18 protein-coding genes are annotated in these 18,638 nt (G+C 70.8%); 13 read left to right on the top strand and 5 right to left on the bottom strand.

Features of this window, described 5'->3' with window-relative positions; genetic code table 11:
* Positions 1–313: 313 nt before the first annotated feature.
* The 11 genes from MVG78_RS00490 (at position 314) to cdd (ending at position 11,271) form a co-directional block, all read left to right on the top strand.
* Entirely contained in the window at positions 314–757 is a 444-nt protein-coding gene (locus MVG78_RS00490; RefSeq protein ID WP_247557102.1) for a MarR family winged helix-turn-helix transcriptional regulator, read from the top strand.
* 47 nt (positions 758–804) lie between these two features.
* Positions 805–1,230 carry an organic hydroperoxide resistance protein gene (locus tag MVG78_RS00485; RefSeq protein ID WP_247557069.1) on the top strand — a complete coding sequence of 142 codons (426 nt, stop codon included), beginning with the start codon at positions 805–807 and terminating at the stop codon, positions 1,228–1,230.
* Between the two features lie 474 nt (positions 1,231–1,704).
* Complete coding sequence (gene tsaE, locus MVG78_RS00480; RefSeq protein ID WP_247557066.1) at positions 1,705–2,175, top strand: tRNA (adenosine(37)-N6)-threonylcarbamoyltransferase complex ATPase subunit type 1 TsaE; 471 nt, start codon at positions 1,705–1,707, stop codon at positions 2,173–2,175.
* A 10-nt stretch (positions 2,176–2,185) separates the two neighbouring features.
* Positions 2,186–3,193, top strand: a complete 1,008-nt coding sequence (locus tag MVG78_RS00475) for an aminoglycoside phosphotransferase family protein (RefSeq protein ID WP_247557045.1) — start codon at positions 2,186–2,188, stop codon at positions 3,191–3,193.
* Positions 3,194–3,308: 115 nt separating this feature from the next.
* Entirely contained in the window at positions 3,309–4,013 is a 705-nt protein-coding gene (locus tag MVG78_RS00470) for a nucleotidyltransferase family protein (protein WP_247560558.1), read from the top strand.
* Positions 4,014–4,133: 120 nt separating this feature from the next.
* Entirely contained in the window at positions 4,134–6,122 is a 1,989-nt protein-coding gene (locus MVG78_RS00465) for a bifunctional 2',3'-cyclic-nucleotide 2'-phosphodiesterase/3'-nucleotidase (protein WP_247557027.1), read from the top strand.
* A 92-nt stretch (positions 6,123–6,214) separates the two neighbouring features.
* The gene (locus MVG78_RS00460) at positions 6,215–7,225 is read left to right on the top strand and encodes a BMP family lipoprotein (protein WP_247557005.1); all 1,011 of its coding nucleotides are present in this window, start codon (positions 6,215–6,217) and stop codon (positions 7,223–7,225) included.
* The gene (locus MVG78_RS00455) at positions 7,213–8,796 is read left to right on the top strand and encodes an ABC transporter ATP-binding protein (protein ID WP_247557002.1); all 1,584 of its coding nucleotides are present in this window, start codon (positions 7,213–7,215) and stop codon (positions 8,794–8,796) included. The genes MVG78_RS00460 and MVG78_RS00455 overlap by 13 nt, the downstream gene beginning before the upstream one ends.
* The gene (locus tag MVG78_RS00450; protein WP_247556999.1) at positions 8,793–9,884 is read left to right on the top strand and encodes an ABC transporter permease; all 1,092 of its coding nucleotides are present in this window, start codon (positions 8,793–8,795) and stop codon (positions 9,882–9,884) included. The genes MVG78_RS00455 and MVG78_RS00450 overlap by 4 nt, the downstream gene beginning before the upstream one ends.
* The gene (locus MVG78_RS00445) at positions 9,884–10,861 is read left to right on the top strand and encodes an ABC transporter permease (RefSeq protein WP_247556997.1); all 978 of its coding nucleotides are present in this window, start codon (positions 9,884–9,886) and stop codon (positions 10,859–10,861) included. Before MVG78_RS00450 ends, MVG78_RS00445 begins: the two co-directional genes overlap by 1 nt.
* Before the next feature lie 2 nt (positions 10,862–10,863).
* Entirely contained in the window at positions 10,864–11,271 is a 408-nt protein-coding gene (cdd, locus tag MVG78_RS00440; protein WP_247556994.1) for a cytidine deaminase, read from the top strand.
* Between the two features lie 13 nt (positions 11,272–11,284).
* Here cdd and MVG78_RS00435 read toward each other — a convergent pair whose 3' ends face one another.
* Entirely contained in the window at positions 11,285–11,968 is a 684-nt protein-coding gene (locus MVG78_RS00435) for a nucleotidyltransferase family protein (RefSeq protein WP_247556974.1), read from the bottom strand.
* A gap of 73 nt (positions 11,969–12,041) precedes the next feature.
* On the opposite strand from MVG78_RS00435, the gene MVG78_RS00430 reads away from it, so the two are divergent.
* Positions 12,042–13,520 carry a M81 family metallopeptidase gene (locus tag MVG78_RS00430; RefSeq protein ID WP_247556972.1) on the top strand — a complete coding sequence of 493 codons (1,479 nt, stop codon included), beginning with the start codon at positions 12,042–12,044 and terminating at the stop codon, positions 13,518–13,520.
* Between the two features lie 68 nt (positions 13,521–13,588).
* On the opposite strand, the gene MVG78_RS00425 is transcribed toward MVG78_RS00430, so the two are convergent.
* Positions 13,589–14,818, bottom strand: a complete 1,230-nt coding sequence (locus tag MVG78_RS00425) for a polyhydroxyalkanoate depolymerase (protein WP_247556970.1) — start codon at positions 14,816–14,818, stop codon at positions 13,589–13,591.
* Positions 14,819–15,099: 281 nt separating this feature from the next.
* On the opposite strand from MVG78_RS00425, the gene MVG78_RS00420 reads away from it, so the two are divergent.
* Positions 15,100–15,747: a glutathione S-transferase gene (locus tag MVG78_RS00420; RefSeq protein WP_247556967.1), complete on the top strand. Its 648-nt coding sequence runs from the start codon at positions 15,100–15,102 to the stop codon at positions 15,745–15,747.
* Positions 15,748–15,774: 27 nt separating this feature from the next.
* Here MVG78_RS00420 and MVG78_RS00415 read toward each other — a convergent pair whose 3' ends face one another.
* The 3 genes from MVG78_RS00415 to MVG78_RS00405 are packed head-to-tail and all read right to left on the bottom strand — an operon-like array spanning position 15,775 to position 18,513.
* Positions 15,775–16,275 (bottom strand): hypothetical protein, encoded by a 501-nt coding sequence (locus tag MVG78_RS00415; protein WP_247556964.1) that lies wholly within the window; start codon positions 16,273–16,275, stop codon positions 15,775–15,777.
* The gene (locus tag MVG78_RS00410) at positions 16,220–17,911 is read right to left on the bottom strand and encodes a S1 family peptidase (RefSeq protein WP_247556962.1); all 1,692 of its coding nucleotides are present in this window, start codon (positions 17,909–17,911) and stop codon (positions 16,220–16,222) included. Before MVG78_RS00410 ends, MVG78_RS00415 begins: the two co-directional genes overlap by 56 nt.
* Positions 17,902–18,513 carry a hypothetical protein gene (locus tag MVG78_RS00405; RefSeq protein WP_247556959.1) on the bottom strand — a complete coding sequence of 204 codons (612 nt, stop codon included), beginning with the start codon at positions 18,511–18,513 and terminating at the stop codon, positions 17,902–17,904. Before MVG78_RS00405 ends, MVG78_RS00410 begins: the two co-directional genes overlap by 10 nt.
* Between the last annotated feature and the right edge of the window lie 125 nt (positions 18,514–18,638).

Genomic DNA, 18,638 nt, shown 5'->3' with positions numbered 1-18,638 from the left:
TGCAGACACCAGGCTCGGCGCTCCGTCACGAGCTCGGAGAGCAGGCCGAACCAAACACTTGATGGGCCATAGGGTGGGGAAGTGCATCCCGGAAAACAAGGGGCGAATGTGGTGCCTGCCCCGGCGAGGAGATCATCCAGGCTGGGATTCGGTGCGCGAACAAGGAGTTGAGCATCTAATATCACGATTTCGTGAGGTTTGGAGATGCCGGGTTGGCGACGGCCTGGATGGCCGGGCTCACATTTTATTGAAAGCAATTCAATTGCGAACAACCAAAAAACGACCCAGATAAATCCCCGAATGGAGACGCGGCATGTCGGACGGAACGCAGGACATCACCCTGCTGGATGACCAGCTCTGCTTCGCCCTCTATTCGGCGATGAACGCGCTTGGCCGTGCCTATGCCCCGTTGCTGGAACCGGTGGGGCTCACCTACCCGCAGTACCTGGCCATGCTGGTGCTCTGGGAGAAGGATGGCCTGACGGTGAAGGAGATGGGACAGCGGCTGTTCCTGGACTCCGGCACCCTCACGCCGCTGCTGAAGCGGCTGGAGGCGGCCGGGCTGGTGCGGCGGACGCGCGATCCATCGGATGAGCGCCTGGTCCGGGTCCGCCTGACCGAAGCGGGGTGGTCCTTGCGGGAGAAGACGCGGGAGATCCCCGGCCGCCTGGCCTGCGCGATGGACCGTTCCCCCACCGAAATCGGGGGGCTGCGCGACAACCTGATCCGCCTGCGCGATGCCTTGCGGGCGGCCTGATCACGGCCGCCTGCCCCGGCGAGGGAGGCGGCGATGAGGAGAAGAGCATGAGCGTTGACGTCAAGTACCGCACCACCGCCTCCGCCACTGGGGGCCGTGACGGCCGCGCCACCACCGAGGACGGCTCGCTGGACGTGAAGCTGACCACGCCCAAGGAACTGGGCGGCGCCGGCGGCGAGGGCAACAACCCCGAGCAGCTCTTCGCGGCGGGCTATTCCGCTTGTTTCCTGGGCGCCATGAAGGCGGTCAGCGGCAAGGTGGGCGTGCGCGTGCCCAACGACGCCAAGGTGACCGCCACGGTCGGCATCGGCCCGCGTTCCGAGGGCGGCTTCGGTATCACCGCGGACCTGAAGATCTCCCTGCCGGGCGTCGAGCGCGCCAAGGCCGAGGAGCTGGTCCAGGCTGCGCACCAGATCTGCCCCTATTCCAACGCCACGCGTAACAATGTGGGTGTCGGGCTGACGGTGGTCTGATCCGCCTGGCTTGGCGCCTCTGATTTTGGGCGCCGCTCTGTCCCGGGGGAAAGGCGCTGCCTTTCCCCCGGACCCCCTATCCGCCAGGACGCTGCGCGCCCTGGACCCGGTTCGTTGGTTCCTGCTGCGGCCGGATCGCGCCGGAGAGCATGGCTCCCCGGCGAATGCCGATGCCATCAGTGCGGAAAAGGCGTTCTTCTTTTCGGGAGCCCCACTGGTCCACCTGCGCCCAGGGATCGGGCTACGGAACAATGGCATCCACCGGTGCCCACGAAAGCCCGGGGTCCGGGGACCGGCTTCGGTCCCTCATCCTGGTCATGGGCGAAGTGGGTCCGGGAGAGGCGGAGCCTCTTCCGGGGGCCAGCCGCGAAGGGCTGCGGGTGATGCATCGCGGCACCGTTTCGCCGCCACCAGCGCTAAGCTGGTTCAGCCCGCTTGTCCCTGTGCGATGCACCAGGGCATGTTGCGTCCCCTATGGCGCCCGCTTCCCTTGATATCCTGTTGCCCGACCTTGCCGCGACCGAGGCGCTCGCGGCGCGGCTGGCCCGTCTGGCCCGGCCCGGTGACGCCATCCTGCTCGACGGTCCGCTGGGGGCGGGGAAGTCCGCCCTGGCGCGGGCCTTCCTGCGGGCGGCGGCCGGCGATCCTGGGCTGGAGGTGCCCTCGCCCACCTTCACCCTGGTGCAGGGCTACGAGATGCCGCCCGCCGCGCCCTTCCGCATGGCCCATCACTTCGACCTCTACCGCCTCGGCGGGGCGGAGGAGGTGGAGGAACTGGGCTGGGAGGAGGCGCGCGACGGGGTGGTGCTGGTGGAATGGCCGGAGCGGCTGGAGGAGCTGGCGCCGGAGGATGCGCTGCGCATCCGCCTGACGCCGCTGGAGGGCGAGGCGCGGCGGGCTGCGCTGCGGGGCTGGCCCGGACGAATCGAAAGACTTTCCCTATGATCCTGGCCTTATGACCGTGGATGCCCCGGCCATCGATGTCTCGAGCATCGATGCCTTCCTGGCCGCGAGCGGCTATGCCGGCGCGGCGCGCGAGCCCCTGCCCGGCGATGCCGGGCGCCGCCGCTATACCCGTCTGCGGGGCGGGCCGGCGCCCGCCCTGCTGATGGATTGTTCCGCCGAGCCGGATGTGGACCTGCACCCCTTCCTCCGGATGCAGGCGCCGCTGGCCGCGGCCGGGCTTTCCGTGCCGCGCATCCTGGCGCGCGACGAGGCCGCCGGGCTGCTGCTGGTGGAGGATCTGGGCGAGCGCACCCATGCCGATCTGCTGGATGCGGGGGCCATGCCGGCGCCGCTCTATGCCGCGGCGGGCGAGGCGCTGGCGGCGCTGCATGCGGTGCCGCCGCCGCCGGACCTGCCGGCCTGGGATGGCGCGGCGATGGCCCGGGCGGCGGGTGGCACCTTCCTGGACTGGTGGTGGCCCGCGGCGCTGGGCGAGGCCCCCTCCGCGGCGCAGCGCGAGGCATTCGCCCAGGCCGTCCGCGACACGATCGCACCCTTCGGCGGCACGCGCGGCATCGTGCATCGCGACTACTTCCCGGCGAACCTGACGGTGGTGCCGGGGCGGCAGGGCCGGCGCGCCGTGGGCATCCTGGACTTCCAGGACGCCGCGCTGGGCCACCCCGCCTATGACCTGCTGAGCCTGGTGGAGGACGCGCGGCGCGACGTGGCGCCGGAGGCCCGGGCCGCCGCCATCGATGCCTATCGCCGGGCACGGGACGTGCCGGATCTGGAGGCCGCCATGGCCGCCCATGGCGCGGTGCGGCACCTGCGCGTCGCCGCGCTCTGGGTGCGGCTGGCGCGCCGCGACGGCAAGCCGCGTTACCTCGCCCATGGGCCGCGCTGCTGGCGCCTGCTGGCGGCATCGCTGGCGCATCCGGCGGCCCGGCCGCTCGCTTCCTTCCTGGATGCGCATGTGCCATTGGCGAGCCGGATGAACCCGCCCCCGCAGGGCTCTTGAAGGGACTGGCCGCGTGAGCGAACCGACCGACGCCTCCGCAACCCCCCGGGCCCCCGGGGAGCCTCCCTTGCCGGCTCCCGCCCTGCCGGCGCCGGGTATCAGCCCGCGCACGGGGATGGTGCTGGCTGCCGGCCTCGGCACGCGCATGCGCCCGCTGACGGAGACCACGCCGAAGCCGCTGCTGCGGCTGCAGGGGCGAAGCCTGCTGGACCATATCCTCGACCAGATGGACGCGGCCGGGATCGGGCGCGTGGTGGTGAACGCGCATCATCTGGCGCCCCAGATCGAGGTCGCCTGCGCCGCGCGGCGGAAGCCCGCCTGCGAGGCGATCGTGGAACCGGAGCTGCTGGAGACCGGCGGCGGCATCCGCAATGCCCTGCCGAGGCTGGGGCCGGACCCCTTCGTGGCGGTGAACGGCGATTCCTTCTGGCTGAACGGCCCGGTGCCGGCGCTGCGGCGGCTCTGCGCGGCCTTCGATCCGGAGGTCATGGACGTGCTGCTGCTGGTGGCGCGCGCCGCGACGGTGGAGGGCGATGTGGGGCGCGGGGATTTCGCGCTGGACCCGCTGGGGCGCATCCGCCGGCCGAAGGAGCGGGAGGTGGTGCCCTATACCTATGCCGGGGTGCAGGTGCTGCATCCGCGCCTCTTCGACGGCGCGCCGGAGGGGGCATGGTCCATGAACCGGCTCTACGACAAGGCGATCGCGGAAGGACGCGCCTTCGCCCTGGTGCATGACGGGGTGTGGTTCCACCTTTCCACCCCGGAGGACCTGGACCAGGCCGGGCGCCGCCTCGAACGCGGGCTGGTGCGGTTCTTCTGAGGCCCACCCGGTCCCGCCGGAGGGCCCTGTGGCCACGGCTCAATGTGACCGGGGACGGGGATTGATCGGCGCGCGGGGGCGGGGGAAGACTATCGCCGCCGCACGGACCCCAAGGTGCCCATGAGCCAGCCTCCCTTCTCCCGCCGCTCCCTGCTCCTGGCGGGTGTCGCCACGGCGATCGCCCCCGCAGCACTCGCGCCCAGGGCCCTGGCCCAGACCAGCGCCGGCACCACCGGCACGGTGACGGAGCCGACGCGGATCAGGCTGCGGCTGCTGGAAACCACCGACCTGCATGTGAACGTCTATCCCTATGACTACTACCGGGACCGGACGGACGACACGGTGGGCCTGGCCAAGACGGCGACGCTGATCGCGGCGGCACGGGCGGAGGCGAAGAACAGCCTGCTCTTCGACAATGGCGACGTGATCCAGGGCAGCCCGATGGGCGACTACATGGCCTATAGCCATGGGCTGAAGCCGGGGCAGGTGCATCCGATCATCGCCGCGATGAACAGGCTGGACTATCTCTGCGGCACGCTGGGCAATCACGAGTTCAACTACGGGCTGGACTATCTGGGCACCTCGCTGGCGGGGCAGAACTTCCCCAGTGTCTGCGCCAATGTGTTCAAGGCCGACGGTTCCCCCCTGGTCGCGCCCACCCGCGTCTTCGAGCGCGAGATGGTGGACGAGAAGGGAAACAGGCGCCTGTTGCGGGTCGGCGTGATCGGCTTCGTGCCGCCGCAGATCACGCAGTGGGACAAGGCGAACCTCGACGGCAAGGCCACCACCCTCGACATCGTGGATGTGGCGGTGCGCTACGTGCCGGAGCTGCGGCGGCAATGCGACCTGCTGGTGGCGCTGTGCCATTCCGGCATCGCGGGCGGGGAGCACCAGAAGGGCGACGAGAACGCGGCGCTGCATCTGGCGAAGGTGCCGGGCATCGACGTGATCTTCACCGGGCACCAGCATCTCGTCTTCCCGGGCAAGGATTTCGCCAATATCGACGGCGTGGATGCCACGCGCGGCACGCTGCACGGCGTGCCGGCGGTGATGGCGGGCTTCTGGGGCAGCCATCTGGGCGTGATCGACCTGGAGCTCGAAGGGCAGAACGGCGTCTGGAAGGTGGCCGATTTCAAGGTCGAGGCGCGGCCGATCTATGAGCGCAAGCCGGATCGCAGCATCGCGGCCCTGACCACGGCGGCGCCAGCGGTGCTGGAGGCGGCGAAGGCGGAGCACGAGGCGACGCTCGCCTATGTGCGCCAGCCGGTGGGCGAGACGAAGGCGCCGATCAACAGCTACTGGGCGCTGGTGGCCGACGATCCCTCGGTGCAGATCGTGAGCAACGCGCAGACCTGGTACATCCGGAGCATCGCCGCCGGGTCGGGGCTGGACAAGCTGCCGCTGCTCTCGGCGGCGGCGCCGTTCAAGGCGGGCGGGCGCTCGGGGCCGGACTACTACACCGATGTGAAGCCGGGGCCGCTCGCCATCAAGGACATGGCGGATATCTATCTCTATCCGAACACCGTGCGCGTGGTGAAGGTCACCGGCGCGCAGGTGCGGGAATGGCTGGAACGTTCGGCGGGCATCTTCAACCGGATCGACCCGTCCTCCAACGCCGAGCAGGAGCTGATCAACGGGAAGTTCCCGTCCTACAACTTCGACGTCATCGACGGCGTCACCTACCGCATCGATGTGACGCAGGAATCCCGCTACGACCTGGATGGCAGGCTGGTGGCGCCCGATGCTCACCGCATCCTGGACCTGCGCTTCGAGGGCAGGCCGATCGACGAGACGGCGGAGTTCCTGGTCGCCACCAACAACTACCGCGCCGGGGGCGGCGGCAACTTCCCGGGCGCGGATGGCAAGACCATCGTGCTCGACGCGCCGGACCTGAACCGCGACGTCATCGTGCGCTACATCGTCGAGCAGAAGAGCGTGGACCCGAAGGCGGACGGCAACTGGTCCATCGTGCCGCTGCCGGCGAATGTCGTGGTGTCCTACGTCACCTCCCCGGCGGCGGCGAAGGTCGCGCTGCCGGCGGGTCTGAAGGCGGAACCGCTGGGCGACGCGCCGGGCGGCTTCGCGAAGTTCCGGGTCTCCTTCGGCTGAGGCCGCCCTGTCCGGACAGGGCGGCTTGGCCGCGTTTCCCGATCGCGCCCCATCCCCCCACGAAACAGCCCGAACGAGCGAGGACCCTGCCCATGCGACGCCTGCTGCTGAGCGCGCTCTGCGCCCTTCCCGTGATGGCCGCACTTTCCGTCCCGGCGCCCGCCCGGGCGGAGGAGATCAAGCCCGCCGTCGTCTTCGACATGGGCGGCAAGTTCGACAAGAGCTTCAACGAGGCCGTCCACAACGGCGCCGAGGCCTTCACCAAGGCCACCGGGATCGAGGTGCGGGAGTTCGAGCCGCAGAACGACACGCAGCGGGAACAGGCGCTGCGCAACCTGGCACGGCGCGGCCAGACCCCGATCGTGGCGGTGGGCTTCAACCAGGCCAGCGCGCTCAAGGTCGTGGCGGCGGAGTTCCCGAAGCTGCATTTCGTGATCCTCGACACGGTGGTCGAGGCGCCGAACGTGCAGTCGGTGGTGTTCCGCGAGGAGCAGGGCTCCTACCTCGCCGGGATGCTGGCGGCGCTGCGCTCCGGCACCGGCAAGGTCGGCTTCGTCGGCGGCATGGACATCCCGCTGATCCGCAAGTTCGCCTGCGGCTATGTCCAGGGCGCCCGGGCGGCGAACCCGAGGATCGAGGTGCTGCAGAACATGACCGGTTCCACGCCGACCGCCTGGAACGACCCGGTGCGCGGGGCGGAACTGACGCGCTCGCAGATCGAGCGCGGGGCGGACGTGATCTTCCAGGCGGCCGGCGCCACGGGGATCGGCGTGCTGCAGGCCGCCGCCGATGCGGGCAAGTACGGCATCGGCGTGGATTCCAACCAGAACCACCTGCATCCGGGCCATGTGCTGACCAGCATGGTCAAGCGCCTCGACGTCGCGGTGCAGAAAGCCTTCCAGGAGGCGCGCGAGGGCAGGTTCGTGCCCGGCACGCGCGTGCTGGGGCTGGAGGATGACGGCGTCTCGCTCGCCTTCGACGAGAACAACGCGACGATCGTGACCGCGGAGATGCGCGCGAAGGTGGACCAGGCGAAGCAGGACATCATCGCGGGCAAGGTCAAGGTGCATGACTACATGACCGACAATTCGTGCCCGAACTGAGCACGCCCCCGCCCGAGAGCGCGCCCGCCATCGAGCTGGTGGCGATCGACAAGCGCTTCGGGGCGGTGCACGCCAACCGCGCGGTGGACCTCGTGGTCCGCCGCGGCGAGATCCACGGCATCATCGGCGAGAACGGGGCCGGGAAATCGACGCTGATGTCGATCCTGAACGGCTTCTACACAGCTGATTCCGGGCGGGTCCTGGTGGGCGGGCGGGAGGTGCGGATCGCCACCAGTGCCGACGCCATCGCGCTCGGCATCGAGATGGTGCACCAGCACTTCATGCTGGTGGAGAACTTCACCGTGCTGGAGAACGTCATGCTTGGCGCCGAGGGCGGCGCCCTGCTGGCGAAGGGGCGGGCGCGGGCACGGGCGGAGCTTGGGCGGCTCGCCACGGAATACGGGCTCTCGGTCGATCCGGACGCCATCGTGGGCGAGCTGCCGGTGGGCGCGCAGCAGCGGGTGGAAATCCTCAAGGCGCTGTACCGGGGCGCGGAGGTGCTGATCCTCGACGAGCCCACCGGCGTGCTGACGCCGCAGGAGGCGGACGACCTGTTCCGCGTGCTGCGGGCGCTGCGGGACCAGGGCAAGACGGTGCTGCTGATCACGCACAAGCTGCGCGAGATCATGGCGATCACCGACCAGGTCTCGGTGATGCGGGCGGGGCAGATGGTGGCGCACCGGACCACCGCGGAGACCTCGGTGGAGGAGCTGGGCGAGCTGATGATCGGCCGCCGGCTGCGGCGCGACCATGTCAGGCCGCCGGCACGGCCCGGGCCGGTGCTGCTGGAGGTCGAGGGGCTGGGCCTGCGCGATGCCGCCGGGGTGGATCGGCTGTCCGGCGTGAGCTTCGCGTTGCGGGGCGGCGAGGTGCTGGGCGTGGCGGGCGTGGCCGGCAACGGGCAGAGCGAGCTGCTGGAGGTGCTGGCCGGGATGCGGGCGCCCACGGCGGGCCGCATCAGGCTGCGGGGGGAAGAAATCTTCCCGGGTGGCGCGGGCGGGCGGATGCCCGGCCCGGCGGAGATGCGCCGCCGCCGCGTGGCGCATGTGCCGGAGGACCGGCTGCGGACCGGGCTGGTGCGCAGCTTCCCGGCGATGGATTCCGCGATCCTGGGCTATGAGCACGACCCTGCCTGGCGGCGCGCGGGGCTGATGGACCCGGCGCGGATCGAGGCCCATGCCGGACGCCTGATGCGGGAGCACGATGTACGCCCGGTGGCGCCGCGGCTGCGCTCCGCGCTCTTCTCCGGTGGCAACCAGCAGAAGCTGATCATGGGGCGTGAGATCGAACGCGACCCGGACCTGCTGCTGGTCGGGCAGCCGACGCGCGGCGTGGATATCGGCGGCATCGACGCGATCCACACGCGGCTGCTCGCGGCCCGGGCGGCGGGCAAGGCGGTGCTGGTGGTGTCGGTGGAGCTGGACGAGATCCTGCGCCTGTCCGACCGCATCCTGGTGATGTGCGGCGGCCGGGTGATGGGCGAACTGCCGGCGGAGCAGGCCGACGAGGCACGGCTCGGCCTGATGATGGCGGGTGCCGGGATGGGCGCGGGGGAAGAGGTCCGGGCATGAGCGGAAGCAATGCGGCGGAACTGCCGCGCTGGGCGGATCTGGTGCTGCTGCCGCTGGTGAACCTGTTCCTGGCGCTGCTGGTGACGGCCGGGGTGATCCTGGCCGTGGGGCAGCCGCCGCTGGAGGCGCTGAAGGCGCTGGTGCTGGGCAGCCTCGGCTCCTTCGACGCGCTGGGCTACACGCTCTACTACACGACCGACATGATCTTCGCCGGGCTGGCCGTGGCGCTCGCCTTCCAGTGCGGGCTGTTCAACATCGGCGGGGAGGGGCAGGCCTATATCGCGGGGCTCGGCGTGGCGCTGGTGGCGCTGAAGCTGGAATTCCTGCCCGCGCCGCTGCTGATCCCGCTCGCCATCCTGGCGGGCGCCGCCTTCGGGGGGGCCTGGGGCGCCGTGCCGGGCTGGCTGCAGGCGCATCGCGGCAGCCACATCGTCATCACCACCATCATGTTCAACTTCCTGGCCGCCTCGCTGATGGTCTACCTGATCGTCAACGTGCTGATCGCGCCGGGCTCCATGGCGCCGGAAACGCGCGGCTTCACGGAGGCGGCGCATCTGCCGGGGCTGGGCTTCCTCGGCTTCTCGCCCGATGTGCCGGTGAACCTCGCCCTGCCGCTGGCGCTGCTCTGCGCCCTCGCGGTCTGGCTGCTGGTCTGGCGCACGCCCTGGGGCTACGGCGTGCGGGTCTCGGGCGTCAGCCCCGCCGTGGCCGCCTATGCCGGCATCGACGCGAGGCGGCAGATCGTGCTGGTCATGGCGCTGTCCGGCGCGCTGGCCTCGGGCGTCGCCGTGAACGAGCTGCTGGGGGCGCAGCACAAGCTGCTGATCGGCTTCACCGGCGGCTATGGCTTCACCGGCATCGCCGTGGCGCTGATGGGGCGCAACCACCCCCTCGGCACGGTGCTGGCGGCGCTGCTCTTCGGCGCGCTGACCCAGGGCGGGGCGGAACTGGCCTTCGAGATGCCGGACGTGCCGGCGCAGATGGTGATCATGATCCAGGGGCTGGTCATCCTCTTCACCGGGGCGCTGGGCAACCTGTTCCGCCCGGCCCTGGCGCGGCTGCTGGCGCCCCGGCGGGTGGCCATCTGATGGAGGACCTCGTCCTTTCCGTCCTGGCGGCGACGCTGCGCACCGCGGCGCCGCTGATCCTGGCCGCGCTGGCGGGGCTCTTCACCGAACGCTCGGGCATCGTGGATGTCGGGCTGGAGGGCAAGATGCTGGTCGGCGCCTTCGCCGCCGCCGCCACCGCGGCGGTGACGGGCAATGTGCTGCTGGGCCTGCTGGCGGCCATGGCGGCGGCGCTGGCGCTGGGGCTGGTGCATGGCTGGGCCTGCATCACCTTGCGCGGCAACCAGGTCGTCTCCGGCATGGCGATCAACATCCTGGCCTCGGGGCTCACGGCGGTGCTGGCGCTGGCCTGGTTCCGCCAGGGCGGGCAGACGCCGCCACTGCCGGCTTCCGGGCGCTTCCTGGGCATCCCCTTTCCCGGTGCCGCCACGCTGGCGGAGGTGCCGGTGGTGGGCCCCTTCCTGGGGCGGCTCTGGGGCGTGGTGATCGGCGGGCAGACCCTGCCGGTCTATCTGGCGCTGCTGCTGGTGCCGCTGTCCTCCTGGGTGCTGGGGCGGACGCGCTTCGGGCTGCGGCTGCGCGCGGCGGGGGAGAACCCGGCGGCGGTGGACACGGCGGGGATTTCCGTGACCGGGCTGCGCTTTTCCGGCGTCGTCATCGCGGCGCTGCTCTGCGGCATCGCGGGGGCGACGATCGCCACCGCGCAGGGGGCGGGCTTCGTGCGCGACATGGTGGCGGGGCGGGGCTTCATCGCGCTCGCGGCGCTGATCCTGGGCAAGTGGCGGCCCTGGCCGATCCTGCTCACCTGCCTGGGCTTCGGCGTGCTGGACGCGGTGGCGATCCGCATGCAGGGCGTGCCCGTGCCGCTGATCGGCGATTTCCCGGTGCAGGCGGTGCAGGCGCTGCCCTATCTGCTGACGGTGATCCTGCTGGCCGGCTTCGTCGGGCGCTCCGTCCCGCCCAGGGCCAGCGGCATTCCCTATGTGAAGGAGCGCTGAGCATGTCCGGGCCCGACGAACTGGTATCGGCCGCGCTGGCGGCGCGGGCGCGGGCCTATGCGCCCTATTCCCGCTTCCAGGTCGGCGCCGCGCTGCGCACGGAGGATGGCGCGGTCTTCGCCGGCTGCAATGTGGAGAACGCCGCCTTTCCCGAGGGCACCTGTGCCGAGGCCGGGGCGATCGCCGCCATGGTGATGGGCGGTGGCAGTCGGCGCATCGCGGAGGTGGTGGTGGCCGCCGCGGCGAAGGAGCCCTGCACCCCCTGCGGCGGCTGCCGGCAGAAGCTGCGGGAATTCGGCACGGCAGCGACCACCGTGCGGATGGTGGATGCGGCGGGGGAGACGGTGCTGCTGCGGCGGCTGGGCGAACTGCTGCCGGACAGTTTCGGGCCGGGGAGCTTCATGGGCTGAGGCCGCGCCCCGCTCAGCCCGCCGCCACGATGCGCAGCCAGGGCCAGCGGGCGCGGTAGGATTCCGCCTTGCGCCGGAACAGGTCGGGCCGGTTCCCGCTCAACGGGTTCATGCGCAGGATTCCGGCCTCCAGGTCGCCGAAGCCATCGGGGGCGTGGATCGCGCCGCTGGCCAGTTCGATGCCGAGGCAGGTGCAGGCGACGAGGTAGCGGCCGATGCCGTCCCGCGCGGAGGCCAGCCGGGGATAGGGCGAGCCGAAGCGGCGCTCGTACCAGAGATGCACGCGGGCCTGGTTCTTCACCTCGATCACGGCGCCCATCCTCTCCGTCAGGTCGCGCGTGGCCTCGGCGACGCGCCGGATCACGGCATCCTCCGCCTCCCAGGACAGGTCCCGGTCGTCGAAGTAGAAGACGTCGTAATCCTTGACGCCCTTCCCGGCGGAGCGGCCGGAGCGGTGGTTCCACACCGCCTGGAACAGGCAGCCCGCCGTCAGGAAGCCCTGCGGCAGGCCCAGCGCCGGCAGTCGCTCCAGCAGGGCGGCATTGACCGGGTTGGCCGAGATCGCGCCAGGAAGGAGCCGGCGGACGGATCTGCGGAAGATCCCGGGCGATACCGGTCCGGCATGAGGCGAATCTCTCCCTGGGTTGGGACTGATGGCCGATCTGGCGGAAAAGCGCCGCGACAGGGGGAATGACATCCCCGCACCATGGTATATCCGGCCGCCGCCCTGGGATCATGGCGCGCCGTGTATCTCCACACGAGGATTCGCCATGCGCATTTTCTCCGCCTGTCTGGCTCTGGAGACCAACACCTTCTCGCCGATGCCGACGAGCTATCAAAGCTTCCTGGACCAGCAGGCCTGGCGGCCCGGCGAGCATCCGGCCGAGCCGACCATGCAGACGGCTGCCTTCTGGGTGACCCGCCGCCGCGCGGCGACCGATGGGTATGAATTCATCCCTGGCTCCTGCTTCTGGGCCATGCCGGGCGGGATGGCCAGCCGCAGCGCCTATGAGCGGATGCGTGACGAGATACTGGCGCAGCTCCAGGCAGCGCTGCCTGTCGATGCGGTGATGCTCGGCCTGCACGGCGCGATGGTGGCGCAGGGCTATGACGACTGCGAAGCCGATCTGCTGGAGCATGTCCGCCGCATGGTCGGCCCGGAGGCGGTGATCGGCGTCGAGCTCGACCCGCATTGCCACCTCACTGTCCGGCGCTGCGAGCTCGCGGACATCATCGTCCTGTACAAGGAGTACCCGCACACCGATTTCGTCGAACGCGGCGAGGAGCTGCTCGACCTGGTCCTGGCGGCCCTGCGCGGGCGGATCCGCCCGGTGATGTCGCTCTGGGACTGTCGGCTGATCGCCTCCTTCCCCACAACCGAACAGCCGATGCGGGGGCTGGTCGATCGCGCGATGGCGCTGGAGGGACGGGCGGGCGTGCTCTCCATCTCGCTGGGCCACGGCTTCCCGTCGGGCGACGTGCCGGAGAGCGGTGCGCGGGTGCTGGTCGTCACGGACGATGCCAAGCCCGTGGGTGACCGTCTGGCCCGCGAATTCGGCGAGGCCATGGCCGCGATCCATGCCCGCCCCGCGAAGCATTTCCTGGAGCCGGCGGAGGCACTCGCCGAGGGGCTGCGGCTTGCCGCGGCGGCGGAAGCGCCCGTGACCATCGCCGATACCTCAGACAATGCCGGCGGCGGCGCTCCGTCGGATAACACCACATTCCTGCGCCTGCTGACCGAGGGTGGCATCGCCGGTGCCTCGGTCGGGCCGATCTGGGATCCGGTCGCGGTCCGCATGGCCTTCGACGCCGGGCCCGGTGCGCGGATGCGCCTGCGCATCGGGGGCAAGGCCTGCTGGGCCTCGGGGCAGCCGCTGGATGCGGAGGTGGAGATCCTGTCCTGTGTGCCTGAGGCGTATCAGAGTTTCGCCGGCGGGCCGGTCGATCTCGGGGATGCCGTCGGGATCCGCACTACGGAGGGGGTCGGCGCCGTGCTGGTGTCCCGGCGGCGCCAGGCCATGGGCCATGACCTTTTCTCGAACATGGGGATCGACCCGGCCGGCGAGAGGCTGCTGGTGGTGAAGTCCAACCAGCATTTCCATGCGTCCTTCGCGCCGATCTCCGCGGCTGTTCTCTACGCGACCGGCGACGGACTCCTGGCCACGGATTACCGCCGCTATCCCTGGTCGAGGGTGGCCCGCCCGATCCGGCCGCTGGACACGGAGGCGGAGGGGCGGCTGCTCCTGTAAGCGCCGCGCCTCGTTCCGACCCGCACCACCATCGCTCCGCCATCACCGGAGCGCGGGGGCGCCCGGCATCAGCTCATCGTCTGGATCATCTCGCGCACGACCGGGTAGATCTCGTTCGCCCAGCGACGGCCGTTGAAGACGCCGTAATGGCCGACGCCGGTCTGCAGGTGATGGCGCTTCATCGCGACGGGGATGCCGCTGCACAGGTCCAGCGCCGCCATGGTCTGCCCGATGCCGCAGATGTCGTCGTTCTCGCCTTCCACGGTCAGCAGGGCGGTGCGGCGGATCGCCTCCGGCCGCACCGGCTCGCCGCGCCACTGCATGATGCCGCGCGGCAGCTCATTCTCCTGGAAGGCCGAGCGGATGGTCTGGAGATAGAATTCGGCCGTGAGGTCCATCACCGCGAAATACTCCTGATAGAACCGGCGATGCGCCTCCGTCGCGGCCAGGGCACCGGCGGCGATGTTCTCGTACTGCGTGGCAAAGGCACGGGCATGCCGCTGCAGGTTCATCGACAGGAAGGCGGTGAGCTGGGTCACGCCGGGATAGACGCGCCGCCCATGCCCGGCGAAGCGCCAGGGCACGGTGTCGATCAGCTCCCGCTCGAACCACTCGATGGGCTTCGACTGCGCGAGGCGGTTCACCTCGGTCGGGTTCAGCCGCGTGTCGATCGGCCCGGCCATCAGTGTCATGGAGCGCGGCTGGTGCCGGTTGCGGGTCTGCGCCATGACCGAGACGGCGGCCAGCACCGGGACGGCGGGCTGGCAGACGGCGAGGACATGGGTGGGCGCGCGCTCCTCGCCCCCCATCTCCTCCAGGAAGCGGATGATGTGCCCGATGCAGTCGTCGAGGTCGAAGCGCCCGGCCCCGACCGGCACGTCGCGGGCATTGGCCCAGTCGGTGATGTAGACGTCATGGTCCTGGAGCAGGACCTGCACCGTGCCGCGCAGCAGGGTGGCGAAATGCCCCGACATCGGCGCCACCACCAGCACGCGCGGCTGCGGCAGGTGGCTGTCCTTGCGGAAATGCAGCAGGCGGCCGAAGGGGGTGGCGAAGACCTCTTCCTCCCCGACCGCGGCCAGGGCGTTGCCCATGCGGACGGGGGCGAGGTTGAAGGCCGGCCGCTTGTGGGTGACGCGGAACTCGGACAGGAGTTCCAGCGCCGCCGAGGCCCGGCGGAGCAGGGGCGCGCCCGGTTGCAGAGGATGCAGCGGGCGGAGCAGCGGCGCCAGCCCCTGGGCGAAGCCCTGCCAGGGAGCGAGGGCATCGATCCCGGACTGGTAGAGCGCGTAGTTCATGGGGCCGATCGGTCTCCGCGCATGGCCATGGGCCGGATCGGGGCAAGCCGCGCCGGCCAGAAGGATTTGTTGCGTTGCAACATACAACGGGAGGCCCGGGAGACCCAAGCGAAACACGATCCGGTGGGATGCGATGCCGGGTTGAACGCGATGCACCCGGCGGGCTTCCCCCTGGCATGGGCCACGGGGGCAAGCCCACGATTCCCTGGCGGTTCCGGAGCGCCTAAGCTGCGTCGCGTCGGATTCAGGGCTGGAGGCCGGGTGCCATGGCGGATGCCAGATTGCTGATCAGCAGTCGCAACTATTCCTCCTGGTCGCTGCGCGGCTGGCTACTCTGCCGCCTGGCGGGGCTGGAGGTCGAGGTTTCCGTTGCGGCGGCGGACGATCCGGCGGCCCGGGCGGAGCTGCTGATGCGCTCCTCCTCCATCCTGCTGCCCTGCCTGATCCATGGCGAGGTCACGGTCTGGGACACGCTGGCCATCGCCGAATACCTGAACGAGACCTTCCCCAGGGCCGGCCTCCTGCCGGAGGACCGGGCAGCGCGGGCGCGCAGCCGCTCCATCTCGGGGGAAATGCATTCCGGCTTCTCGGCGTTGCGCTCCTCGCTGCCGATGAACCTGCGGGCGCATGTGCCGGGCTTCACGCTCTGGTCGGGGCCGAAGGCCGATATCGAGCGGATTCTGGTGATCTGGAACGAGTGCCTGGGCAAATGGGGCGGCCCCTGGCTCTTCGGCGGCAGGCCCGGCATCGCCGATGCCATGTACGCGCCGGTGGTGACGCGCTTCCTGACCTATGACGTCCGCCTGAACGGTGCGGCGGCCCGCTATGCCGACACCATCATGTCCTGGCCCGACATGGCGGAATGGGTGGAGGCCGCGAGGGTCGAGCCCGAGCATGTCACGGAACTGGACCTGGAGGCCGAGTTCTGAATCCTGGCCCAGGGGACGGAGGCAGGCTCAGGCCCCGGCGGCGTCCATCCTGGCGAGCAGGGCCCGCACCCGGTCCGGCGGCAGGGATGCCTCGACCGGCCGGGCGCCGTTGAGCCGGAAGCGCAACGGCTGGTTCTTCGCCGCCGCGGCGCGCAGCTCCACCTCCGGAAAGAAGCTGGCCACGGTTTCCGTGTAGAGGCAGTCCCGCCCCGAAGGGCCCTGGCCGCAGCGCAGCGTGTGGTCGATCTCCCGGATCGGGGCGGGGACATGGTTGGCGATGCTGATGCTCACGAAGCGCTGCCGACCCGGGCCGGCATAGGTCACCTCGACCGTGGCGCGGAACACCCTTTCCCGCGCATCCTGCCGCGCCCGCCCGGCGCCCAGCGCGGTCAGGACGCGGGGCAGGGGCGGGCCGTCCGGATATTCCTCGATTCTGGGGGTGACGCTGTAGACCAGGAAAGGCTGCGCCGGGTCATCGGTGACATCGACCGAGACCGGCTCCCGCGGTGGCAGGGGCTGGCCCGCCACGATCGGGGGCTGCGGCGTGGCGCAGGCGGCCAGCAGCAGGGCGAGGCCAAGTGGCGCGGGCAGGGGGAAGCGGCGTGTCGGGGCCATCCGGGTTCAATGGCACCGGCATGGGGTCCGCAGCAAGGCGGGCTGCCGCCGCGGCCGCCATCGGGGCTTTCGCTGGCCCCGCCTCAGGGGGGAAGGTGGAGAGATGGGTCGCGAAACCGGCGGCGATCCAGGTGCGGAAGATCTCTTCCGGCAAAGGCGGCGCCGCAATGTAGCGGCGGTCGATGGCGGCCACGCCGATGAAGGCGGTCCGGCGTGCCATCAGCGTTTCGAAGATGCCATAGGGATAGGGATGGTCCGGCCGCATGCCCGCGAAGAACTTGCGGTTCACCACCATGCCGCCCCGCCTTTCCTGCGGCATGATGTAGGAGAAGGCCGGGTTCTGCTGGAGGGCCGGCAGGAACTCCCGCGCCCATGCCATCTCGAAGGCACTGGAGGTGCGTTGCACCTGCGCCTGCCAGCCCATCTCCGAGGGCGGGGCATCGGGCAGCCTCGCCCCGGCGATCCGCATCTCGACCGCCCCGCCGTGCCAGATGGCGGCGCAACCATCGGCGCGGCTATCCAGCCGTGCCCCGGTCGGCACGGCGATGCCGGCGCCGCTGTTCCGTTCCGTCCAGATGTCGAACTGCAGGTCACGGAAGCTGTCGAGCGGACGCTGTGTCGTGGCCGCGATCTGGTAGAGGCCGACCGGGTCATCGGAGCTGGCCACCAGCGCCTCCAGCGACAGCCGCCGCGTTCGCACCAGGGAAAGCTCGCCACAGCGGATCTGGCTGACCTGGCCATCCGGCGGCAATGCGGGCTGGGCGAAAAGTGGTCCGGAGGAGCCGGAGGGGGCTGGCAGGACCCCGGGCGGGGCGCGCAGCAATTCGGTCAGATAGCGGGCGCGTACCGCCCAGCCGGTGCCGACCGTGCCGTTCTGCAACCCGCCCGAGCCGATGCCGACGAGTTGCCCGTCACGGTCCAGGATCGGGGCGCCGGAATGGCCGGGCAGGAGATTGCCGTCGAGGCGCAGCACCTCGGTCTGCAGGCTCGGCGCGCCGAGGCGGCGCAGCTCCTCGCGGGCCTTGGCATCCACACTGTCGTTCAGCAACGGCGCGTCGAGATTGGCCTGGGTCACGGTGAGGGGCTTGTCGTCGCGCGTGGGAACGCCGAGCGCATAGCCATAGACCCTGACGGTCTCGCCGGGCCTGGGGACCTGCCCGATGGAGGAGAGCACCGTCGCCGGCAGGGCGAAGCCCGGTGGCGGCTGCACGCGCAGCTCGACGAGGTCGGCGGGAAGATAGACGCGCTCCGCCCGGGCCTCGACCTCGCGCAGTCCCTGGTAGCTGACGATCAGCCTGCTGCAGCCGCTGACCACGTGGAAATCCGTGACGACCTGTTGCGGCGTCTGCCAGACGAAGCCGCTGCCGCTCCGGTCCTCCGCGCCGCTGCAGTCCCGGGCGATCACCCGCACGACGGCGGGCGCCAGGCGTGCCAGCACGTCGCCGGCAGGGCCCTGCTGCGCCTGGGCCGGGATGGCCGCGAGCAGGCAGAGCGCGGCCGGAAGCACGGGCGCCAGCGGCACGGCGGGCCGGGGGCGGGCTATCCGCACAAGGTGCTCCGGATGGCGTCCAGGATGGCCGGGCGCGCCCCGGTGGGGGCCCTGTCGGCGGCCGCGGCCAAGCTCTGCCAGATCCGCTCGGGTTCGTGCCGGAACAGGTCCAGCACGGCCTCGTCCGGCAAGGGGACGATCCGGCCACACATATCGGTCGTGCTGGCGAAGAGGGCGGTGGCATAGGTGCCGGGCTGCGGGCGGGCGGGCGCGTCGGCCTTGGCCGGCCTGTCGGCGGGCTTCGCGGAATCGGGTGGCGCGATGCCCAGGCGCTGGAAAGCCACCATGGCACGGGCCTCCTTTTCCTCGAATCCGGCATCGGTCCACTGGCGGACCTCGGCGCGGATACTGGGGGAGAGCAGGTCATGGGTCCGGAGGCCGAGGCCCAGCAGGAGGGCGAGGCTGCAGGCGGCACCGAAACTGCCGATGCGAAGGGCGCGGTCGGGGCTGTCCTCAGCCTTCACCAGTCCGAAAAAGGCCGCCAGAAGGGCGGTGAGGGCGGCAAGGGCGCTGGCCACGACCGGCGTGGCGGCGAGGCCCAGCATCAGACCCATCAGGCAACCGAGCCCGGCACCGGCCAGGACTTCCGTCCAGCGAGACATGGCCATCCGCCCTGTGACGTTTCGATTCTAGAATGCCCGCGCGGGCCACTTCAATGCACTTCGCAAAGGTGAAGGGCCTGGCGGACCGCCCCTGGACGCCGGGCGGCGCCTGCGCGACAGAGGGC

It is taken from the genome of Roseomonas gilardii subsp. gilardii (genome assembly GCF_023078375.1).
In the GTDB taxonomy this organism is placed as follows: domain Bacteria; phylum Pseudomonadota; class Alphaproteobacteria; order Acetobacterales; family Acetobacteraceae; genus Roseomonas; species Roseomonas gilardii.
Note: the sequence above shows the minus strand (reverse complement) of the source record. Positions and strands in the feature narration are given on the sequence as shown.

What these genes read in the sequence shown, in the direction of transcription:
- MVG78_RS00490 (WP_247557102.1), top strand. Translation starts at nt 314, where the DNA reads ATGTCGGACGGAACGCAGGACATCACCCTGCTGGATGACCAGCTCTGC.
- MVG78_RS00485 (WP_247557069.1), top strand. Translation starts at nt 805, where the DNA reads ATGAGCGTTGACGTCAAGTACCGCACCACCGCCTCCGCCACTGGGGGC.
- tsaE (WP_247557066.1), top strand. Translation starts at nt 1,705, where the DNA reads ATGGCGCCCGCTTCCCTTGATATCCTGTTGCCCGACCTTGCCGCGACC.
- MVG78_RS00475 (WP_247557045.1), top strand. Translation starts at nt 2,186, where the DNA reads ATGACCGTGGATGCCCCGGCCATCGATGTCTCGAGCATCGATGCCTTC.
- MVG78_RS00470 (WP_247560558.1), top strand. Translation starts at nt 3,309, where the DNA reads ATGGTGCTGGCTGCCGGCCTCGGCACGCGCATGCGCCCGCTGACGGAG.
- MVG78_RS00465 (WP_247557027.1), top strand. Translation starts at nt 4,134, where the DNA reads ATGAGCCAGCCTCCCTTCTCCCGCCGCTCCCTGCTCCTGGCGGGTGTC.
- MVG78_RS00460 (WP_247557005.1), top strand. Translation starts at nt 6,215, where the DNA reads ATGCGACGCCTGCTGCTGAGCGCGCTCTGCGCCCTTCCCGTGATGGCC.
- MVG78_RS00450 (WP_247556999.1), top strand. Translation starts at nt 8,793, where the DNA reads ATGAGCGGAAGCAATGCGGCGGAACTGCCGCGCTGGGCGGATCTGGTG.
- MVG78_RS00445 (WP_247556997.1), top strand. Translation starts at nt 9,884, where the DNA reads ATGGAGGACCTCGTCCTTTCCGTCCTGGCGGCGACGCTGCGCACCGCG.
- cdd (WP_247556994.1), top strand. Translation starts at nt 10,864, where the DNA reads ATGTCCGGGCCCGACGAACTGGTATCGGCCGCGCTGGCGGCGCGGGCG.
- MVG78_RS00435 (WP_247556974.1), bottom strand. Translation starts at nt 11,968, where the DNA reads ATGTCATTCCCCCTGTCGCGGCGCTTTTCCGCCAGATCGGCCATCAGT.
- MVG78_RS00430 (WP_247556972.1), top strand. Translation starts at nt 12,042, where the DNA reads ATGCGCATTTTCTCCGCCTGTCTGGCTCTGGAGACCAACACCTTCTCG.
- MVG78_RS00425 (WP_247556970.1), bottom strand. Translation starts at nt 14,818, where the DNA reads ATGAACTACGCGCTCTACCAGTCCGGGATCGATGCCCTCGCTCCCTGG.
- MVG78_RS00405 (WP_247556959.1), bottom strand. Translation starts at nt 18,513, where the DNA reads ATGTCTCGCTGGACGGAAGTCCTGGCCGGTGCCGGGCTCGGTTGCCTG.